The sequence below is a fragment of the Pseudomonas sp. DR208 genome (assembly GCF_019823005.1).
GTDB lineage: Bacteria > Pseudomonadota > Gammaproteobacteria > Pseudomonadales > Pseudomonadaceae > Aquipseudomonas > Aquipseudomonas extremorientalis.
Window position 1 is genome coordinate 3,602,304 of sequence record NZ_CP081944.1, and the last position, 18,091, is coordinate 3,620,394.

Here is an 18,091-nt window from a genome sequence, read left to right on the forward strand (position 1 = left end):
AGTGAAGGGCTGTATCAGATTCTCGGGTTCAGAATGCTTTCCCCCTCAGGTGTCAATGCCTTGAAGAACGGTCCGTCCGCTTTGATTTGTGCCAATGCATACAACGCGCGCGCGAGCCTGCCATTGCCGTCGCCATAGGGGTGAAATCGGACCGCTGCCGCGAACAGGCCGTCTGCCAGAAGCCACTTGCCGTCTTGTGCGCTTTGAGCAAGTTCAGGCAATAGCTTCACGAACCCCGCGTGCCCGATCTCCGACGCCATATACACAGGGTCGCTGCTGGAGCGGAAGTCACGATAAGGCTCACCCGGCCCGGGTTTGTAGACCTGTGCATGAATCTCATCAATCGTGTGAATGTCAGTCAGGTCGACGTCTCGGTTACGCCACAACACGCCCAGCACCTCGTCCGCCGTTAGACCATCGGAGCGACTCGTATCGACAATCCACTCCGCCGCCTTTTCGTAGGGATTACCCAGTTTGAGCTCGCGAGGGACCACCGGGGTGCTGTCCAGCAGGGATCTCACTGCGGCGTTGGTTGCCTCCAAGCGGGCACGGTCCTGTGCCAGGCGACGCAAACCATGGCCTACCTCGCTCTGTAACGCGCCCCAGGCAAAGCGCTGGCGCGGGACGCCAAGACCGTCCAGCGTCAAGTTGTTACGAATGGATTGAACAACGGTGGCTTTATCGGTGGAACCCATCAGCGCCCGGGCGTCATCACTTAGCAACAGTCGGTTTACCAGATAATCGATCTTGTCCTTGTCCGGCAGTGAACCCCAGCTTTTCGGACCCAATAACTGAAATCCTGGATTATCAATAGCAAGGGGGGCCGGTGCAGGGCTGGATATGGGTAGTTGAAGACCAGGTTTACTGTTCGCAATATCCTGGGCGCGCACGCGAGCAATCCCACGTACGGGAGTGCTCACTTTGTCCAGCGGCGTAGGGCCGGACGCTGCATTCGGTTGCGCGAGGGTTGGCTTGCTCCAGCCGTAACTGAGCAGGTGGCCGCCCTCGATAAACTGCTTAGGCCCGGGTGCGGAAAAATCTGAAAAAGCTGCCTCTGCCGAACGCAGGTTGGAAAAGTCCTTGTACTTGATCAGTGCTTTGTTCGTAGCAGCCTGATAGGCCTGCATTAATGCCGGCTCCGGCAGAATCATCGGGTCTGTCAACGAGGGCATGCCTTTATTGGCAAACTGTGGCGCCGTCAGATCAAACGCGTAGGTTTTGCCCTGGAAGTCGCCTACAGGTAAAAAATGGTTGAATACACCGTCCGGGTTGCGCGAACTCCAGATCAGCATCCCTCGAAACCTGATGTTTTCAAACCCATTTGTACGCATGAATTCGGCGACCGTTTCCGCGGCGCTTGCGCACTGTCCCGCGGGAGCCATGAAAGCATTGTGCAGCTTGGGATTGGCGCGCAATGTTTCCATGAACCCATGCATCTCAACGGGTAGTGCTCGTGAAGGGCTGCCTTCAATCTGTCGAAAGGGCTCGATTCGGGTATCAACATCAGACGCGCTTGTGGGCGCCGCAGGTACGCGGGCCGGTGGCTTTTTAACTGATATAGAAGGCGGTGATAAGCGTGATTCTGAGGTTTTGACGAGGGCACTGAATCCGTTGTCGGTATCCTGAAGATGTGCCAACGCATAGAGTGTCCTTGCCAATGGATCGTTATTAGTCGCATAGGGTTGGAAACTCTGGGTCAACCCGAACAACCATTCAGCTCGGGACAATCCCGTTGGAGCACCCGAGTTCTTCAGTTGGTGTGCAAATGCACCATGAGCGATATCAGAACCCAGCTGACCAGCGTCTCCACTGAGGCGAACCGCTTCTTCGGAAGTCCCGATAATTGCCCGGTGAATATCATCAATCACACTGATCTTGCTCAAATCGGCCTGCTGAAACTGAGCGATAACCTGCTGCAAACGCCCTTCCGGTATCCAAGGGCTACTGGACGCCGCAATCCACCCCGCTGCCCTCTGCACAGGTGGCCCACTGACGGCGCGTGTCTCAATGGTCGGCGGCTGCTTGTGCAGTTGTTTTATAAACTGGTCCACGGTATCGACGCGTTTTGAATCAGATTCAAGCAATGCTTTTGCAAGATTGATTTCAGTACGTTCACTCTTCCAATTTGTCGCCGTCGTGAGAGCCTGTCGCCGATTATTGGCAATCGACTGTCTGACAGACTGCTCACTGGTCCGCGCGATCAACTTCTTGCCGATGCCGGAGGCCGTTAACTTATTCGACAAGTGACTGACCTTTTGTGCATCGGTCATTTTGTTCCAGGTCGTTGATTTTCCTGCTACCCCTTGGACGCCTGGCGCCGCCCCTGATGCCACAGCCTGGCCCGTTGCAGGTGGCGAGCCTGCAGTTTTAGGGAGCAATGCAGCCGTATTTGCCGGCGCGTGGGGAGCAGAAGCGGCAGGGCTGAACTTGGTCCCGTACCTTCTTGCCAGCACGTCTTTTATTATGCGAAACGTGTCAGGCCGAATAATGTATTCCTTGGCAAAACGGTGATAATGGACCGCCGAGGCCACTGTATATGCCCCTTTTGCTCCGCCAATCGCCAAAGGAATGCTGAGTGAAACAGCCGTTGAAATAAGAGAAACCCAAGCGGACTTTTCGGCAGTATCTCGCTCCGTCGGATCGTCGCTGATTTCAGCTTTCAATGCGTGGGCGCCTGCGCTGGCCAACCCCAGGCCAGTGGCATAGATCATCGATTTCAATACGGCGCCGGTGCCGGGAGCGCCGACCATTAATAACAAGCCTTGGACCTTCAGAATCTCGTTGAGGGCATTCAGCGCTTCGAGCGAAAAGTGCTCCCAATCGGTAAAAATCAATGTGTCAATATCCGATTTGGCACGGGCCATGTTTGACTTGAACAAAGAGGCGCTCAGTTGCTGTGGGCTTTCCTGGGCCGTAAAAGTCAAGGGTTTGATATTGACCCGACCACCGTTGCGGCCCATTCCTATTTGGACGTTTGTTGACATCTTTGTTCGGGTGACCTCAAACGCCTGTGGATTCCTGGCAGCCTTGACTTGCTCAATGATGGGCAGTTTTATACGGATCCAACTGTTGAATTTTTCATCGTTTGGATAAACAGGCATGAACTCCGTATAAGACGCCCCGAACTTCCAGTAAGTATTACGTTTTTCACTGATGTAAAAACAGTTGTCGTCATCCACACTGCACATGACCGCAGACTGCCCGTGAGTGACAGCAAACACACCGCTGACCTTCGTGCCATGAAACTCAACCTCAGATGCCTTTAATTCTCCGTTCAAAAATCGGCTCATCAACACATGACCAGGATGTTCAATGGACGTGTTGGAGAGATAGTTAAATGCAGCATTCTTGATCCTGCCATCATAGAAATCTACCCATTTTTGCTCTAGGCCTGGCCGGGCTTTATAATCGGAGAGGTTAGCTTCCAATGTCCGCTTCAATAATTTTTTATCAATAAAGTCGACCAGCTGCTGATGGGAAACTCGGGAAACTTTATAGACTTGACCGTGATGTCCGCGCATCAGACTTATATCGCTCAAGTGAATGCCGGTGACGACCTGCTTGAGAGTGAAATACTTTTTCCGTTCTACTGCGGACACCAGATGATGATTCGGGTTAGCTGACTGATTATCCTTGTACCAAACGGTAATCCTGCTGTCAGGTTGCAGACTCAGGGTCTCTCCCGTCTGTCTTTCAAATGCCTTGATACGCTGATTGATGATTTCGTCCAATGCAGTAGACGGGTCCAAAATGGGGGCGTAAAGGTTGGTCATCCAATCGACGGAGTCTTTAATGTTCGCTTCCAGACTATTGGCCAATTTTCTCTTATACGTCGCTTGAAGCTCGGTTTGCTGAAGTTCGAAGCGCTGCAATCCAGTGGTAATCGCCCCTGCCAGCATCGTGTCATCCACCTCGGCACCGATGCCTCCAGCGGTTCGCACAAGCTCACTATTGGTCTGGTTTTCGCCATGGGCGCGATGCTTCAGCATTGCGTCAAGTGAGCCTGTGCGTGCAACCGAAAGGTTGCCTTCATCCACACTGCGAGGGGCGCGAGACTTCCCTGTGTACAACTGATCCAGCAACACTTGCCCGATCAATACATCCGGGTGATCAGGCAGTGCCTGTTCGAGTGCGATATCCACCTCTGCGTCCAGCATCGGCAAGCGATCGCTTGAATGCGTCCGCCGTTCGTTATCTTCCAGTCCTGGAGAAGCTGGCAGGAACCAGTTGCTATAAAAAGTACTGATGCCGCCATAGGCGGCAAGCACCCCCAACGCAAGCACAGGATGTTCTCCGATAGCATCGCCCACGCGTTGCGTCAGTAGAACCCCATTGCCGAGCAACCAACTGCCCAAGGCAATGCCCAAGCGTTGCATCTCTGGGGTGTAACCTTGCTCCTCAACAGGCCCTGTGGTTTCACGGTAGACATCGTTGGGGCCCGTGGCGTAACGACCCGACGTCGGCGGACTGGCTTGGCCGAGCATGTCTTTGAGCAGGACTCTGACTTCCTCCAACTCGACACCTTCGGCACCCGGCAGGCTCAACGCGGCATCGATGCGGTTCAGCACCTGCCGGGTTTGGGAAGTGAACGACACCAACCATTGTTTATCTGCTGGGGCGGCCGCTGCGTGTTTTTCCCGAAGATCATCGACAACATTAGTACCATGGTCGACTGCGGCCATCCGCAGCGCGTCCTCATGGTACATCTGGGTCTGTTTGACCTGCAGCAGGTCGGGCCGCACACACTGTTTGTTGTACATGCCCTTGATTCCATCAGCAGCATCCCGAATCCCCTGCCCGGCCTGCTGTAATCCCAAATAGGTCTGCACGTTGAACAGTGGCAGTAGCGGCGCCGTGTCCTTTGCCAAGGTTTCGCCGACATCGATGGCGAAGGCAAACTTGGCGGCCTCGAAACGCTCTCTCAGTCGATTGACATGGACGCTGACCGCAGCGGCCTTATCGCCAGTGAGCCCACGCAGGCTGTCCTCGGCGTCCATCAGTTGCTCGCCCATTTGCGCAAGCGCTTCAGCCTTGGCGAGGGGAATATAGCGGTTGTTCAACCTGGCCAGCCGCTCCTTGGCCTTCCACGCCTGTTGCAGGGACCGATTGGGTGTATGCCCCGGCTGGTGCCCTGACCCCGCCATTTGCACGCTCACCCACAGGTCCTTGATTTTCTGGCGGGTGCTGAGCGGCCGTGGGCGAACATCTTCGTATGCCGCCCGTAACATATGGTGTTGATAGGCGTCGGACTCACGTTTTATCTGAGTGCGTAACTGGTTCAACTCGTTGCCGAGCGCTTCGCTTTCCTTGCGAGGTATTGCATTCGTAGTCACTGGCAACTGCGCCACGGCAGCGTTACCCGATCCTGATTCACAGGCAGTGAGAGATTGAGAGGTTATCGACAGCGGCATCTGACAGACTCTTCAGCGAGGAAAGTTGCCTGAGAGTTGCGGATTGAGCGCTCGGCTCCTATCGGATAAGTCGCAGTGCTTTGTGGTACTCAGCCCTCAGCCAGCGCCATCCAAAATCAGACTGCGATAGTGCCCCGGGTTGGAACCGGCCCACTTGCGAAAGGCTTTGTAGAATGAGCTGGTATCAGCAAATCCGAGCCGTGCGGCAATCTCGGCAAAACTGATCTGCGGCTCCGCCAACCACACAATCGCCAACTCCTTGCGCACACTGTCCTTGAGCCCCTGATAGGTCTGCCCTTCTTCCGCCAGGCGCCGGCGCAGGGTCGAGGCGGAAATGCACAGGCTGGCGGCGAGGCCTTCGGTTTCCGGCCAGGTGTCGGGGGGCATCTGGCGCAAATCATGCTTGATACGGGTGGCGAGGCTGGCGGGGTCGCGGTATTTGACCAGGATGTTGGCAGGCGCGTGGGCGAGGAAACGCTTGAGTTCCTCTGAGCTGCGCTTGATCGGCAGGTCCAGGCAGTCGGCGGAGAAGATCATGCGCGTGCGCGGTCGGTCGAAACGCAGGTTGTCGGAGAACATCACCTGGTAGTCATCACAGAAATCCGGTTTTGAGCAACGCAGCTCAATCGCCAGAATCGGGATCCGCCGCCCGGCCAGCCAACAGGCCACACCGTGCACGATCATCCAATAGGTAAAGTAAGTGAAGGCCCGATTGGGTTCGGACTCGGGCTCCAGCAATACGATCTCCGCCAGGCTTTGTTGACGCACCAACTCGGCAGGCAGGCGCTCCAGCATCAGCGACAGAAACCCCAGTCCGGTTTCCAGCCCGGTGGCGACGGTAGATTGCGCCATCGCGGCGCGGCAGAGGAACGCCAGGCTGCCGGACTTGAGCTTGCGCGGGTCCATGCCGAAGAACTCATCATCCAGGCGCCGCGCCAGTAGGCGCCACAGGCGTGCGTAGGTGGTGGCAGAGACCCGCGCGTTGGGCTCGGCCAGCAGTGCCGGCTCAATCCCGGCTTTATGCAGCACTTCGGCACTGGCCGCACCGGGCGCGCAGCTTTGCAGCAAGGCTTCACGCACGAGGTGGAGGGAGATGGTGTCTTTTTCCGACATGGGGAAACGGGCATCCGGCGGCGCAAATAATGACGTGCATCATAAGGTGGGTTGCGATTCGCCACCACCGTTCAGCCCATGTTCAGCAAACGTCAAGAATTGTTGTTTAGCAATGAGTATCATTATGTTACAACTTAGCCTCCTATCTAGTTGTGACGCGGTGCCGAATGCTCGTTCCTTTCCTCATCATGCTGCGCGAAGGCATTGAAGCCGCATTGATCGTCGGCATTATCGCCAGTTACCTGCAACAGACCGGCCGTGGCCAGTGGATGCCTGCGGTGTGGATCGGCGTGTTTCTCGCCGCTGCGCTGGCCCTGCTGGTCGGCGGCGGCCTGGAATTGGTCAGCGCCGAGTTTCCGCAAAAGCAACAGGAACTGTTCGAAGGCATCGTCGGCCTGGTCGCCGTGGGCATCCTCAGTTCCATGGTGTTCTGGATGCGTAAAGTGGCGCGTTCCATCAAGCATTCCCTGCATGAATCCCTCGATCACGCGTTGGCCGGTTCCAAACACCAGGTCACTGCGCTGATCCTGATGGTGTTTTTCGCCGTGGCCCGTGAGGGTCTGGAAACCGTGTTCTTCCTGCTGGCGGTGTTCCAGCAGAGTGAAGGCCCCGGCGCACCGATTGGCGCCCTGCTCGGCCTGATCCTGGCGATCATCGTCGGTTTCCTGATCTACACCGGCAGCATGCGCCTGAACCTCGGTGCGTTTTTCCGCTGGACCGGCCTGTTCATCCTGGTGGTGGCAGCCGGCATCCTCGCCAATTCGGTACAGGCCCTGCACGAAGCAGGCGTGTGGAACCGCCTGCAAACCGTGCTCTTCGACTTCAGCGCCGCCCTGCCGATGGACAGCCCACTGGGCTCGGTCCTCGCTGGCATGTTCGGCTATCAGGAAGCGCCCACCGTCAGCACCCTCGGCGCCTACCTGATTTACCTGGTGGTGGCCCTGGTGATGTTCTTCCTGCCCGCCGCGCCACCCAAGCCGGCCGTTACACCCTCCTCCGTTTCCAGCCAGTAAGGACCGTCTCTTGTCCAACCCAACCCCTCAACCGGCTTCGCCACCCCGCGCCCTGCGCTGGGCCGTGGCGGGCTCGGTGGTCGTGCTGATCGCCGCCGGCGGCCTGTTCTATTACGCCTCGCAACTGGCAGCCAGCAAACGCCAGGCCAACCACAATGAAATCGCCGTGACCATTCACGGTCACGCCTGCGAGCCGAATGAGTTGACGGTCCCCGCCGGCCGCGCGAGCTTCCGCATCATCAACCGCTCCGATCGTGCGGTGGAATGGGAAATCCTCGACGGCGTGCTGGTGGTCGAAGAACGGGAAAACATCGCTCCCGGCCTGAGCCAGGTGATCAACGCCAACCTGTTGCCCGGTGACTACGCGATCACCTGTGGCCTGCTGAGCAATCCGCGTGGCACCTTGCACGTAACACCGACCGCCGAGTCCGACGCCCAGGCCAAGGCCAAACCGTCGATGGTGGCGTTCATTGGCCCATTGTCGGAATTCCGCGTGTACTTGAGCGGCCAAGGCAGCGCACTGGTCAAGGCGGTAACCGTGTTGCAACAGGCCATCGACCGCGGCGACCTGGCCCAGGCCCAAGCACTCTACCTACCGGCTCGGGAGGCTTACCAGCGCCTGGCTCCGGCATCGCAACGCCTCGCGCAACTGGACAACGCGATCAACGCTCGTGCCGACTATTTTGAAAAACGCGAACAGGACCCGGCCTTCAGCGGCTTCCACCGCCTGGAATACGGCCTGTTCCAACTACGCAGCCTCGACGGCCTGGCCCCGATTGCCCAGCGCCTGCTGACCGACGTCAGCGCCCTCAAGCAACAATTGCTGGCGCAATCCCTGCCGCCGGAGCAATTGGTCGGCATTGTGGTACGCAACCTCAACAGCCTGGCCGATGTACGCGCCATCAGCGGTGAAGAAGAACGCTACAGCCATGTCGACCTGGAGGGTTTCGCCGCCAACCTGGAAGCCGCCCACAAGGTTGTCGAGCTGATGCGTCCGCTGCTGACCAAATCCGCCGCCGACCTGCTGCCCAAAGTCGACAGCGCCCTGACGGCCTTCGACAGCGAGCTCAATGGTTTGAAAGTCGACGGCCAGTACCGCCGCTACGACAGCGTGACCGCCGATCAGCGCAAGCAGATCGCCGACAAGGCCAAGGCTCTGGCCGTTGCACTCGATGGAATCGACCCCGCCCTTGGCCTTTCCGGCCTGCAGTGAAGACGACCGCACACATGAGTGATTCAGAACACACCAACCTTCAGCGTCGCCGTGTCTTGCTGGGCATGGCCGCCACCGGTGCCGCGATTGCCGGCAGCGCCCTGACTTGCCCGGCCATGGCCGCTGCGGCGGAGCAAGTCACCACCGCGCCGCGCAGTGACAAGACCCAGGACCACCACGATTTCTTCGGCAAACACCAGAGCGGTATCGTCACCCCACGCCCGGCCTGCGGCATGATTGTGGCGTTCGACGTACTGGCCAGCGACCGTGACGACCTGGAACGCCTGTTCCGTACCCTGAGCGAACGCATCGCCTTCCTGATGACCGGCGGCACCGTGCCGCAAGTCGATCCGAAACTACCGCCCACCGACTCCGGCATCCTCGGCCCGGTAGTCACGCCGGATAACCTGACCATCACCGTTTCTGTCGGCGAGTCATTGTTCGATGAGCGCTTCGGGCTCGCCAAAGCCAAACCCAAGCGCCTGACTCGCATGGTCGGCTTCCCCAACGATGCGCTGGAGCCGGCGCAGTGCCATGGCGACCTGAGCCTGCAGTTCAGCTCCAACACCCCCGACACCAATATCCACGCCCTGCGCGACATCGTGAAAAATCTGCCCGACCTGCTGCTGGTGCGCTGGAAACAGGAAGGCAGCGTACCGCCCCAGGCGCCTGCCAAGCCCGGCGAGCCTGCGCAGAGTGCGCGTAACTTCCTCGGTTTCCGTGACGGTTCGGCCAACCCGAACTCCAACGACGACAAGGCGATGAACCGGATTGTGTGGGTACAACCGGGCAGCGACGAACCGGCCTGGGCGGCCAATGGCAGCTATCAGGCCGTGCGCATCATCCGCAACTTCGTCGAGCGCTGGGACCGCACCCCACTGCAGGAGCAGGAAAGCATCATCGGCCGGGTAAAGCCCACCGGCGCGCCGATGGATGGCCACAACGAAACCCAGGTGCCCGACTACAGCAAGGACCCGGAAGGCAAACTGACCAAGCTCGACGCACACATCCGCCTGGCCAACCCGCGCACGCCGCAGACCCAGGCCAACCTGATCCTGCGTCGGCCGTTCAACTACTCCAACGGCGTCAACAAGAACGGTCAGCTGGACATGGGGCTGTTGTTCATCTGCTACCAGGCTGACCTGGAGAAAGGCTTCATCAGCGTGCAAACCCGGCTCAACGGCGAACCTCTGGAGGAATACCTCAAGCCGGTCGGCGGCGGGTACTTCTTCACCTTGCCAGGCGTCACCGGGGCCCAGGATTTCCTCGGGCGCGCGCTGCTCGCTGCAACGCACCCTCAAACCACTGCCAATACCTGAAAAACACACTCAGAGCGGATACCGTCCCATGAAAAAGTCGACTATTGCGTTGTCGTTGTTATTGACCCTTTCGCCGCTGGAAGCGTTCGCCGCCACCGCGCCGCTGGACCTGGTAGGGCCGGTGTCGGACTACAAGATCTACGTCACCGAGGAAATCGGCGAGCTGGTCACCCAGACCCAAGCGTTCACCGCTGCCATCAACCAGGGCGACCTGGCCACCGCCAAGAAGCTCTATGCGCCGACCCGCGTGCACTATGAGTCCATCGAGCCGATCGCCGAGCTGTTCAGCGACCTCGATGCGTCCATCGACTCCCGCGTCGACGACCACGAAAAAGGCGTGACCGCCGAAGATTTCACCGGCTTCCACCGCATCGAATACGCGCTGTTCTCGCAGAACACCACCAAGGGCCTGGAAGCGCTGACCGCCAAGCTCAACACCGACGTCAACGACCTCAAGACCCGCGTCGACGGCCTGACCTTCCCACCCGAGAAAGTCGTAGGCGGCGCCGCAGCGTTGCTGGAAGAAGTCGCCGCCACCAAGATCTCCGGCGAAGAAGACCGCTACAGCCACACCGACCTGTATGACTTCCAGGGCAACATCGACGGAGCGAAGAAAATCGTCGACCTGTTCCGTGGCCAGATCGAGAAGCAAGACAAGGCCTTCCTGGCCAAGGTCGACAAGAACTTCGCCAGCGTGGACAAGATCCTCGCCAAGTACAAAACCAAGGACGGCGGTTTCGAGACCTATGACAAGGTCAAGGAAACCGACCGCAAGGCCTTGGTGGGCCCGGTCAATACCCTGGCGGAAGACCTGTCCACGTTGCGCGGCAAGTTGGGTTTGAACTGACCCAGGGGCCCGGCGACCGCTCAGCCATCAGCGGCGCAGCGGTCGCTATGCTCAAGCAGCTTGCGATCCGGGCGGTTTGGTAGGGTCTACCAGGCCCGTACCGACCAGAAAATAACAGCGCATTTTTTCGTCTACCGTCATCAGGTGAGGCATTGCCTTGCTCAAGCCCGCACTGACAGCGCCCAGGCTGGACAACTTGGACAGGCCTTTGGACGCGGCACTGATCAGGCGCGGATAACCGTCCACCGGATTGAAGACCGCGTTAAAGAACAGTGCTGTCTGCTTGGAAAAATCAAACGCGGCGTCGCTGAAGCGCACCTTGGGTTCATTCCAGGACCAGGCAACCTTTGGGGTGCTCGGCGTGACGCGAGCGCTGAATCTGCCGATGGACGGCCGACTGGTGTTTTTTGCCAGGGTCTTGAGCGAACGGATCAGCGACCGTGCCTGGCCTCCCGCACCGATCATCAAACCTGCACCGTCCAACGCCAAACTTTGCAGGCCTTTGCCAAAATCACCATCGCGAAAGTCCTGATAGGCACCGACGAAGGGAACCAGCGATAGCAGCAGGCTGACATCCCGCGCATGGGCCTCGCGGCTTTTTTCCACGGGTAACTGGCCCTTTGCCCGTGCAAGCATGTCCTCGGCACTTTCGTAGAAATTGCGCTCGGTGATTTCAACGGCAATGTCCTCGATACGGTCTGACTGATAGGTATCAGGAACAAAAGATTCCCTGGTCACGTTTTCGGGGAGTGGGCGCGGCCCCTTGGTAACACCGACTTTATCGAGAATGACATCGGAAGAACTGACGCCTTCGCGTGCCGGTGCACCGCTGGCATACGCATTGAAATCCAGGCCGACGTCATGACCGCGACGGATGTATTTGTCTGCAAGCAATTTGTACTTTTCCAGGTAGCTTCTGTCTGAGGCCACCTTATCCAGGGCATTCGTTACTTCAAGGCTGTCGTGCTTGATGATGTTTGCGCTGTAGAGCACCTCGTAATAGGTGACAGTATTGTCGTGAACGACACGCATCAATATCCCCTGCCGCGCGGTCACCGCCGCTCGGTCCAGGTCCGACTCCCACACCTGCTGTTTGCCAGTGGCCTTGCGCAACGTGAACAGTTCCACACTGCCCAGTTCGATGCGCTGGCGATCAACCAACGGCAACCCCGCGAACATCAGTTTGAGCTTGGTGACAAAGCCCATCTTTTGATCGTTGTGGTGACGGGTGACGGCGCTTTCCAGCAAGGGGTCCAAAGCGGGAAGCCGCTCGATGATTTCGTTGAGCTTTTGTCGAGCCGTTGCCGAATTCGTAGAGGACTCATCAATATGCCTATAGGGGGTATTCGAACGTTTGCCAGCGTTGGACATATCGGTGGTCAAGACCCATCTGTCCTTGGTCAGATCGCCGCTCATGTAAGCCTCGATCAGCGAGCGCGTACGCGGTTCGGAGCGCCTCAGGTTGCGGCGTTCGTCGGAGTCGGGGAGATGAACCTTCATCGCCTCCAATTGGCTGAGGCTGGTCTGAGGCATGGCCTTGAGCAACTCTTGGGTCGCCATCTGCCTGCGCGACGGCAAGGCGGTGCTCAAACGGTTGAACGAACGAGCCGACAGTGTCCGTTGCCGCGAGAACACACTCGACGTTTTCTTGAGATCCTCCTGAGTATGCCGGCCTTGAGGCTTGTCCGGTATGACACCATTGAGCACTCCCCAGTCAAGCAATATGCCAAGGGCTTGCTCCTGCATGAGGGTGCGTTGACCATCGGACGTAGGCTCCAGGCTCGTCAATGCGCAGACCTGCTGCTCATCCATCATCCGGGAGGTGCCTGGCAACATGCGTTCAGCCATCGCGCAGCCAAGCCGCAATTCCGTCCAGGCCGATGTGCCGATCTTGATGCCCTCGGGTAAGTCCCGGACCAGAAACTCGGGGGCTTTCCTCGCCAGCGCCACATGGGCCACCAGGAATGCAACGCTTGGGTCCATTGCCTTGTTGTCACACAAATACTGTTCCAGAGCCTGGCGGACTTCACCCAGGGTGCGTCCCGCATTGCTGGGGCTGTAAAGCGCGTAACCGCCTACCGAACCGGCAGGCCCTTGCAGCACCGCAGCAAGGATGTTGCCAAACGCTACAGCGTCCGGGCCCTGGCTCAACCTCCCAAGGTGAGCGTCGGGATCGGCACTCAGTGTTGCCGGGGTGTACATCGCGAGCGTAGCCAGCGGCTTGTAGTCCGGATCGCCCGGTTGTAGCGGGACCAACCCAGAATAATCACCCAAGGGCGGGGCCGGTGGCAGGACTGTGCGCAACCACCGAATGACATTGCGGGTCGCCGCAGCCGTACGAGGTACGCCCAACCCCTTATGCTCAAGCAATTGGGCAACATCGTAGCTGGAATGGGGCCCAATACCCTTGGCAGAGGCTGGCGAGGGCTGGATCTTCAGTGTTGACCAATCGGTAGCACGGCTATCCGCCAGTTGCTGCACCTGCTCTTCAAGCAAATTCGCCAGGAAGGCGCGCTCATCCAGGTCACTGATCACGCCGCGCACATCGTCGAGCGCGGCCAAAAACCGAGGGGGTACCGTCAAGCCATTCGCCGCCACCTGGTCTTTGAGTGCCCGCTTCTGTTCAATGGATTCACCGGGATCCAGGCCGTAGGCATTCAGCACGACGTGCAGGGGCATACGAGGCTCATCAAGACTGACGTAAGGCAAGCCCTTATCGTCAGGGTCAAGCACATTGCGCATGGCCCGTAGATGCCGGCTCGCCTTCCCCCAGCCACTGTCGTCAGTACTGCTGAACGCTACGGGAGTGCGTATGCCCCCCGCGGCGGTGAAACCCTCTACGCGATCCTTGCGCAGTGTCAGGGTGTCCATTGCCAAGCCTTTAAGCGAGAGCCAGGACTGAGAAGACGGTTGATCAAGCAACTGGCGGTAGAGGGCCAAGGCCGCACCGAGACTGCTGTCATTAGGGATTGCCACACTATTCTGGCCGCGGTCGAGGGCCTGTGCCAGACGCTCAGCCAAGGTGGAGTCTCCGGCGGTGCCGGCGGCACTGGGCGACATGGGTAGTGTCCAGGTGGGCGCCACAATTGCGGGCGTACCGGGGCGTTCAGGGACAGTTTCGCAGGGGTTGGATGGAACCAGGGAAATTGAAGGTTGGGACATGGGCGCCAGGTCAGGCGCCGGAGTGGCCGGCGCGCAGATGACCGAACCGCTTTGGGCAAGAATAGATGGCATGTTGCTATCCTCTTTGTGGCAAATCCATTGAGGGAAAAGCCGTGCCTCCTTGAACGGTTGGAAGGCACTGTAAGAGGGGAAAAGACAGCCGTTCTATAAGCCGACGCCTAAAACCAGCGATGAAATCGGGCAGAGACTCTAGAGAATCCGATACAACAACCGCTCGATTCGTACCCGGCTGACCCGGCGCAGGAACTTGCCGACCGCCTCCGGGTAGTCCGGCAACGCCTGCAAGTCCTGGTAACGCTCGATTCGCGTGGTGTGCTGGAAAATCTGCGCCAACTCGGTACGCCTCGGCTCCAGCCACTCGCTCTTGGGATCATCGATCAGCAAGGCGTTTTCCAGGTCGAGGCGGAACGCGCGCGGATTGAGGTTGTTGCCGGTGAGCAAGGTGTAGCGCTGGTCGACCCACATGCCCTTGAGGTGGTAAGTGTTGTCGTCGTGGTGCCAAAGGTGCAGGTTCAACTGGCCGTGGTCGATGTCGCGCTGATGGCGCTTGGCGAAACGGCGCAGACTGATCTCATACAGGTACGGCAGCGCGGCGATCACCTTGAACGGCTCGCTGGGCGGGATGTAGAAGTCGTTGGCGGTCTTGTCGCCGACGATGATGTCGATCTTCACGCCACGCGCCAGGGCGCGGTTGATTTCGCGGGTCACTGGCAGCGGCAGGTTGAAGTATGGCGTGCAGATGGTCAGTTGATGCTGGGCACTGGCGATCAGCTCCAGGATCACTCGGCTCAACGGATTGTTCTTGCCCACGCCCAACAGCGGGCTGACCGACAGATGGCCGTTGGGCAATTGCCCGGCTGTGGTGTCGTATGTCGCATGCTTGAGACGGCTGCGCAGGTCGCCGATGTCGTTGCGCAGGCTGCGGGTGGTGGGCGGGTTGGGCAGGTCCAGGCGATGCACCGCCTTGGACGCCACAAGACCATGCTCCACCAGATGCTGCATCGAATCGGCCAGCGGCTTGTTGTGGATCAGGTGGTAGCGATCGTAGCGGTACTTGTCGAACTTGTGCAGGTACACGTTGTTCAGGCTGGCGCCGCTGTACAGCACCGTGTCGTCGATCACAAAGCCTTTGAGGTGCAGCACGCCGAACAACTCGCGGGTTTGCACCGGCACGCCATACATCGGCACTTCACTGCTGTGGCTCTGGGTCATGGCCTGGTACCAGGCACTGTTGCCCGGCTGCTTGCCGGCGCCGATCAAGCCACGCTGGGCGCGCAACCAATCGACCACCACCACGACATCCAACTCCGGACGCGCCGCCTTGGCGGCGTGCAGGGCGTCGTAGATCTCCTGCCCTGCCTCGTCCTGCTGCAAATACAGCGCGACGATGTAGATACGCCGGGTGGCCTGGGAGATCTTCTCCAGCAGGCAGCGGCGATAGGCAGCAGCGCCGGACAGCACGTCAATCGCATCAGGAGTCAGGGGGAAACCGCGCAGTTTGGGCAACAGGGAGCGTTTGAAGAACGACGGCATAAGGCTCGCAATGGGTCGAATCCGAAGAGGCCCCGAGCTTACACCATGGGTGGGCCCAGGTCTTGCTGTGGCGCATGGAAAAATTTTAATTGACCAAGAAGAATGATCGTTCTACTGTTAGAAACATGAACGATATGACCAGTAATGAAACCCGCGACATCATCCTCGACGTCACCGAAAAGTTGATCTATCGCCATGGCATCGCCGCCACCGGCATGGACTTCCTGGTGAAAACCGCGGGTGTCTCGCGAAAAAGCATTTACCGCTACTTCGCCAATAAAGACGATTTGGTGATTGCCGCCCTGCAGCGTCGTGACGAGCGCTGGATGCAGTGGCTGCGCACAGAGGTGGAATGTAGCGAAGGCACCGGCCAACGCCTGCTGGCGGTGTTCGATGCACTTAAAACCTGGTTTGGCTCCGCCGATTTCCGCGGCTGCGCCTTCATCAACACCAGCGGCGAAACCGGCGACCCGCAGGACCCGGTACGCCAATTGGCCAAGGCCCACAAACAGAAACTGTTCGAGTACCTGCTCGAACTGTGTCAAGCACATGGCACCCCCGACCCTGAACGGCAGGCCGCGCACCTGCTGATCCTGATCGATGGCGCCATTACCGTTGCCCTGGTGATGGGCGATTCAACAGCTGCCGATAATGCGCAATGCATGGCGCAAACCTTGTTGGGACTTTGATCGCACGACGGCGCAACTTTCAACACACCCTTATTGTTTGAGGAACTGCCCCATGTCATCGACTGCAGAAACACGTCCGCCCCTGCCGCCGTTTACCCGCGCATCGGCCATCGAAAAAGTGCGTTTGGCCGAAGACGGCTGGAACTCCCGCGACCCCCACCGAGTATCCCTGGCCTACACCCTCGACACGCAGTGGCGCAACCGCGCCGAGTTCGCCCATAACCGCGAAGAAGCCAAGGGTTTCCTGACCCGTAAATGGGCCAAGGAGCTGGACTATCGGCTGATCAAGGAGCTGTGGGCGTTTACCGATAACCGCATCGCCGTGCGTTATGCCTATGAGTGGCACGACGATTCGGGCAACTGGTTCCGTTCCTATGGCAACGAGAACTGGGAGTTCGACGAGAACGGCCTGATGGCCAATCGTTTTGCCTGCATCAACGACATGCCGATCAAGGAAAGCGAGCGCAAGTTCCACTGGCCGCTGGGACGGCGCCCGGATGATCACCCGGGGCTGTCTGACCTGGGCCTGTAAACCGTGGCGGCGATGGCGTGGCTGAAATCGCCATCGCCGCCAAGCCGGGCTCCTACAGGTTGTTGTCGGCTTCAGTCCTGATTGAGGCCGACTCGGTATAGCACGCCATCATCCTCATCCGTCAACACATACAAAAAGCCATCCGGCCCCTGCCTCACATCCCGAATCCGCGCTTTCAAACCGCCCAGCAAACGCTCCTCGTGAATCACCTTGTCACCGTCGAACTGCAAGCGGATCAGTTCCTGGCTGGCCAGCGCGCCGATGAACACATTGTGCTGCCAAGGCTTGAAGCGGTCTGCATCGTAGAATGCCATGCCGCTGATACCCGGTGATTTTTCCCAGACATGATGGGGCGGCACGGTGCCTTCTGCGGTCTTGCCTTTGGCTTCGGGAATCGGTGCCAGAGAGTAGTTGATGCCGTGGGTCGCCAACGGCCAGCCGTAATTCTTGCCACGCTCGATGATATTGATCTCGTCCCCCCCGCGTGGCCCATGTTCATTTTCCCAGATCGTCCCACTCCAGGGATTCAGCGCCAGGCCCTGGGGGTTGCGCTGGCCGTAGGACCAGATCTCCGGGCGCACGCCTGGCTGGCCGACGAAGGGGTTGTCATCCGGCACGCGGCCGTCGGGGTAGATGCGCACCACCTTGCCCTGCAGTTTGTCGAGGTCCTGGGCGGTCGGGCGGTCGTTGTTTTCGCCCAGGGTCACAAACAAATAACCGTCGCGGTCGAAGGCCAGGCGTGAACCGAAGTGATTGCCGGTGGACAGCTTCGGCTCCTGGCGCAGGATCACTTTGAAGTCGGTCAGGCCACTGAGGTCAGCCGCCAGACGTCCACGCCCTACCGCAGTACCGGCTGTTCCGCCCTTGCCGCCCCCTTCGGCGTAGGAAAGGTAGACCATGCGGTCCTGCTTGAAGTCCGGCGACAGCACCACGTCCAGCAAGCCGCCCTGCCCTTTGGCCCACACTTCAGGCACGCCCGTCAGTGGTGCGGACAATTTCCCGTCAGGGCTGACAAAACGCAGGTGGCCAGGCCGTTCGGTGACCAGGAAACCTTGCTTGTCCGGCAGAAAAGCCACGGCCCAGGGATGGTCCAGGCCTTTGGCGATCGGTGTGACGGTGATGCTGCCTTGCTCGCTGGGGAACTGCTGGGCATCGGCTGCGAAACTGGCCGTCAACGGCAGTAGAGAGGTTGCGCACAGCGCGGCTAGCAGGGTTTTGCGTAGAAACATAAGACGGAA

At 59.0% G+C, this 18,091-nt stretch carries 11 protein-coding genes; 6 read left to right on the forward strand and 5 right to left on the reverse strand.

The features are described 5' to 3' along the window. Positions 1-14 precede the first annotated feature (14 nt). Both K5K89_RS16495 and K5K89_RS16500 read right to left on the reverse strand, forming a co-directional pair. The gene (locus tag K5K89_RS16495; protein WP_222539814.1) at positions 15-5,411 is read right to left on the reverse strand and encodes a hypothetical protein; all 5,397 of its coding nucleotides are present in this window, start codon (positions 5,409-5,411) and stop codon (positions 15-17) included. A gap of 96 nt (positions 5,412-5,507) precedes the next feature. Continuing rightward, positions 5,508-6,524, reverse strand: coding sequence for an AraC family transcriptional regulator (locus tag K5K89_RS16500; protein WP_222539815.1), 1,017 nt, complete (start codon positions 6,522-6,524; stop codon positions 5,508-5,510). A 167-nt stretch (positions 6,525-6,691) separates the two neighbouring features. On the opposite strand from K5K89_RS16500, the gene efeU reads away from it, so the two are divergent. From efeU to efeO (K5K89_RS16520), 4 genes are read left to right on the forward strand one after another with little or no spacing between them, the layout of a single operon-like run. After that, on the forward strand, positions 6,692-7,537 hold the full coding sequence (efeU, locus tag K5K89_RS16505) for an iron uptake transporter permease EfeU (RefSeq protein WP_222539816.1): 846 nt from the start codon (positions 6,692-6,694) through the stop codon (positions 7,535-7,537). 10 nt (positions 7,538-7,547) lie between these two features. Next, positions 7,548-8,750, forward strand: coding sequence for an iron uptake system protein EfeO (efeO, locus tag K5K89_RS16510; RefSeq protein ID WP_222539817.1), 1,203 nt, complete (start codon positions 7,548-7,550; stop codon positions 8,748-8,750). 14 nt (positions 8,751-8,764) lie between these two features. Further along, on the forward strand, positions 8,765-10,069 hold the full coding sequence (gene efeB, locus K5K89_RS16515) for an iron uptake transporter deferrochelatase/peroxidase subunit (protein WP_071488458.1): 1,305 nt from the start codon (positions 8,765-8,767) through the stop codon (positions 10,067-10,069). A gap of 28 nt (positions 10,070-10,097) precedes the next feature. Continuing rightward, positions 10,098-10,916 carry an iron uptake system protein EfeO gene (efeO, locus tag K5K89_RS16520; protein ID WP_222539818.1) on the forward strand — a complete coding sequence of 273 codons (819 nt, stop codon included), beginning with the start codon at positions 10,098-10,100 and terminating at the stop codon, positions 10,914-10,916. Between the two features lie 51 nt (positions 10,917-10,967). Here the strand turns inward: efeO (K5K89_RS16520) and K5K89_RS16525 are convergent, their stop codons facing one another. Together K5K89_RS16525 and pssA are read right to left on the reverse strand one after the other, a co-directional pair. Beyond that, positions 10,968-13,976 (reverse strand): hypothetical protein, encoded by a 3,009-nt coding sequence (locus tag K5K89_RS16525; protein ID WP_222539819.1) that lies wholly within the window; start codon positions 13,974-13,976, stop codon positions 10,968-10,970. Positions 13,977-14,288: 312 nt separating this feature from the next. Continuing rightward, a complete protein-coding gene (pssA, locus tag K5K89_RS16530) occupies positions 14,289-15,632 on the reverse strand; it encodes a CDP-diacylglycerol--serine O-phosphatidyltransferase (RefSeq protein WP_222539820.1) in 1,344 nt (447 codons plus the stop codon). A gap of 125 nt (positions 15,633-15,757) precedes the next feature. Between pssA and K5K89_RS16535 the strand changes: the two genes are divergently transcribed. Both K5K89_RS16535 and K5K89_RS16540 read left to right on the forward strand, forming a co-directional pair. After that, positions 15,758-16,321: a TetR/AcrR family transcriptional regulator gene (locus K5K89_RS16535; RefSeq protein WP_093120943.1), complete on the forward strand. Its 564-nt coding sequence runs from the start codon at positions 15,758-15,760 to the stop codon at positions 16,319-16,321. 52 nt (positions 16,322-16,373) lie between these two features. Then, positions 16,374-16,853: a DUF1348 family protein gene (locus K5K89_RS16540; protein ID WP_071495778.1), complete on the forward strand. Its 480-nt coding sequence runs from the start codon at positions 16,374-16,376 to the stop codon at positions 16,851-16,853. Between the two features lie 71 nt (positions 16,854-16,924). Here the strand turns inward: K5K89_RS16540 and K5K89_RS16545 are convergent, their stop codons facing one another. Further along, positions 16,925-18,082, reverse strand: coding sequence for a PQQ-dependent sugar dehydrogenase (locus K5K89_RS16545; RefSeq protein ID WP_071488427.1), 1,158 nt, complete (start codon positions 18,080-18,082; stop codon positions 16,925-16,927). Positions 18,083-18,091: the final 9 nt, after the last annotated feature.

Excerpts from the sequence above, each read along its gene's own strand:
- K5K89_RS16495 (WP_222539814.1), bottom strand. The coding sequence starts at position 5,411 with ATGCCGCTGTCGATAACCTCTCAATCTCTCACTGCCTGTGAATCAGGA.
- K5K89_RS16500 (WP_222539815.1), bottom strand. The coding sequence starts at position 6,524 with ATGTCGGAAAAAGACACCATCTCCCTCCACCTCGTGCGTGAAGCCTTG.
- efeU (WP_222539816.1), top strand. The coding sequence starts at position 6,692 with ATGCTCGTTCCTTTCCTCATCATGCTGCGCGAAGGCATTGAAGCCGCA.
- efeB (WP_071488458.1), top strand. The coding sequence starts at position 8,765 with ATGAGTGATTCAGAACACACCAACCTTCAGCGTCGCCGTGTCTTGCTG.
- efeO (WP_222539818.1), top strand. The coding sequence starts at position 10,098 with ATGAAAAAGTCGACTATTGCGTTGTCGTTGTTATTGACCCTTTCGCCG.
- K5K89_RS16525 (WP_222539819.1), bottom strand. The coding sequence starts at position 13,976 with ATGTCGCCCAGTGCCGCCGGCACCGCCGGAGACTCCACCTTGGCTGAG.
- pssA (WP_222539820.1), bottom strand. The coding sequence starts at position 15,632 with ATGCCGTCGTTCTTCAAACGCTCCCTGTTGCCCAAACTGCGCGGTTTC.
- K5K89_RS16535 (WP_093120943.1), top strand. The coding sequence starts at position 15,758 with ATGAACGATATGACCAGTAATGAAACCCGCGACATCATCCTCGACGTC.
- K5K89_RS16540 (WP_071495778.1), top strand. The coding sequence starts at position 16,374 with ATGTCATCGACTGCAGAAACACGTCCGCCCCTGCCGCCGTTTACCCGC.
- K5K89_RS16545 (WP_071488427.1), bottom strand. The coding sequence starts at position 18,082 with ATGTTTCTACGCAAAACCCTGCTAGCCGCGCTGTGCGCAACCTCTCTA.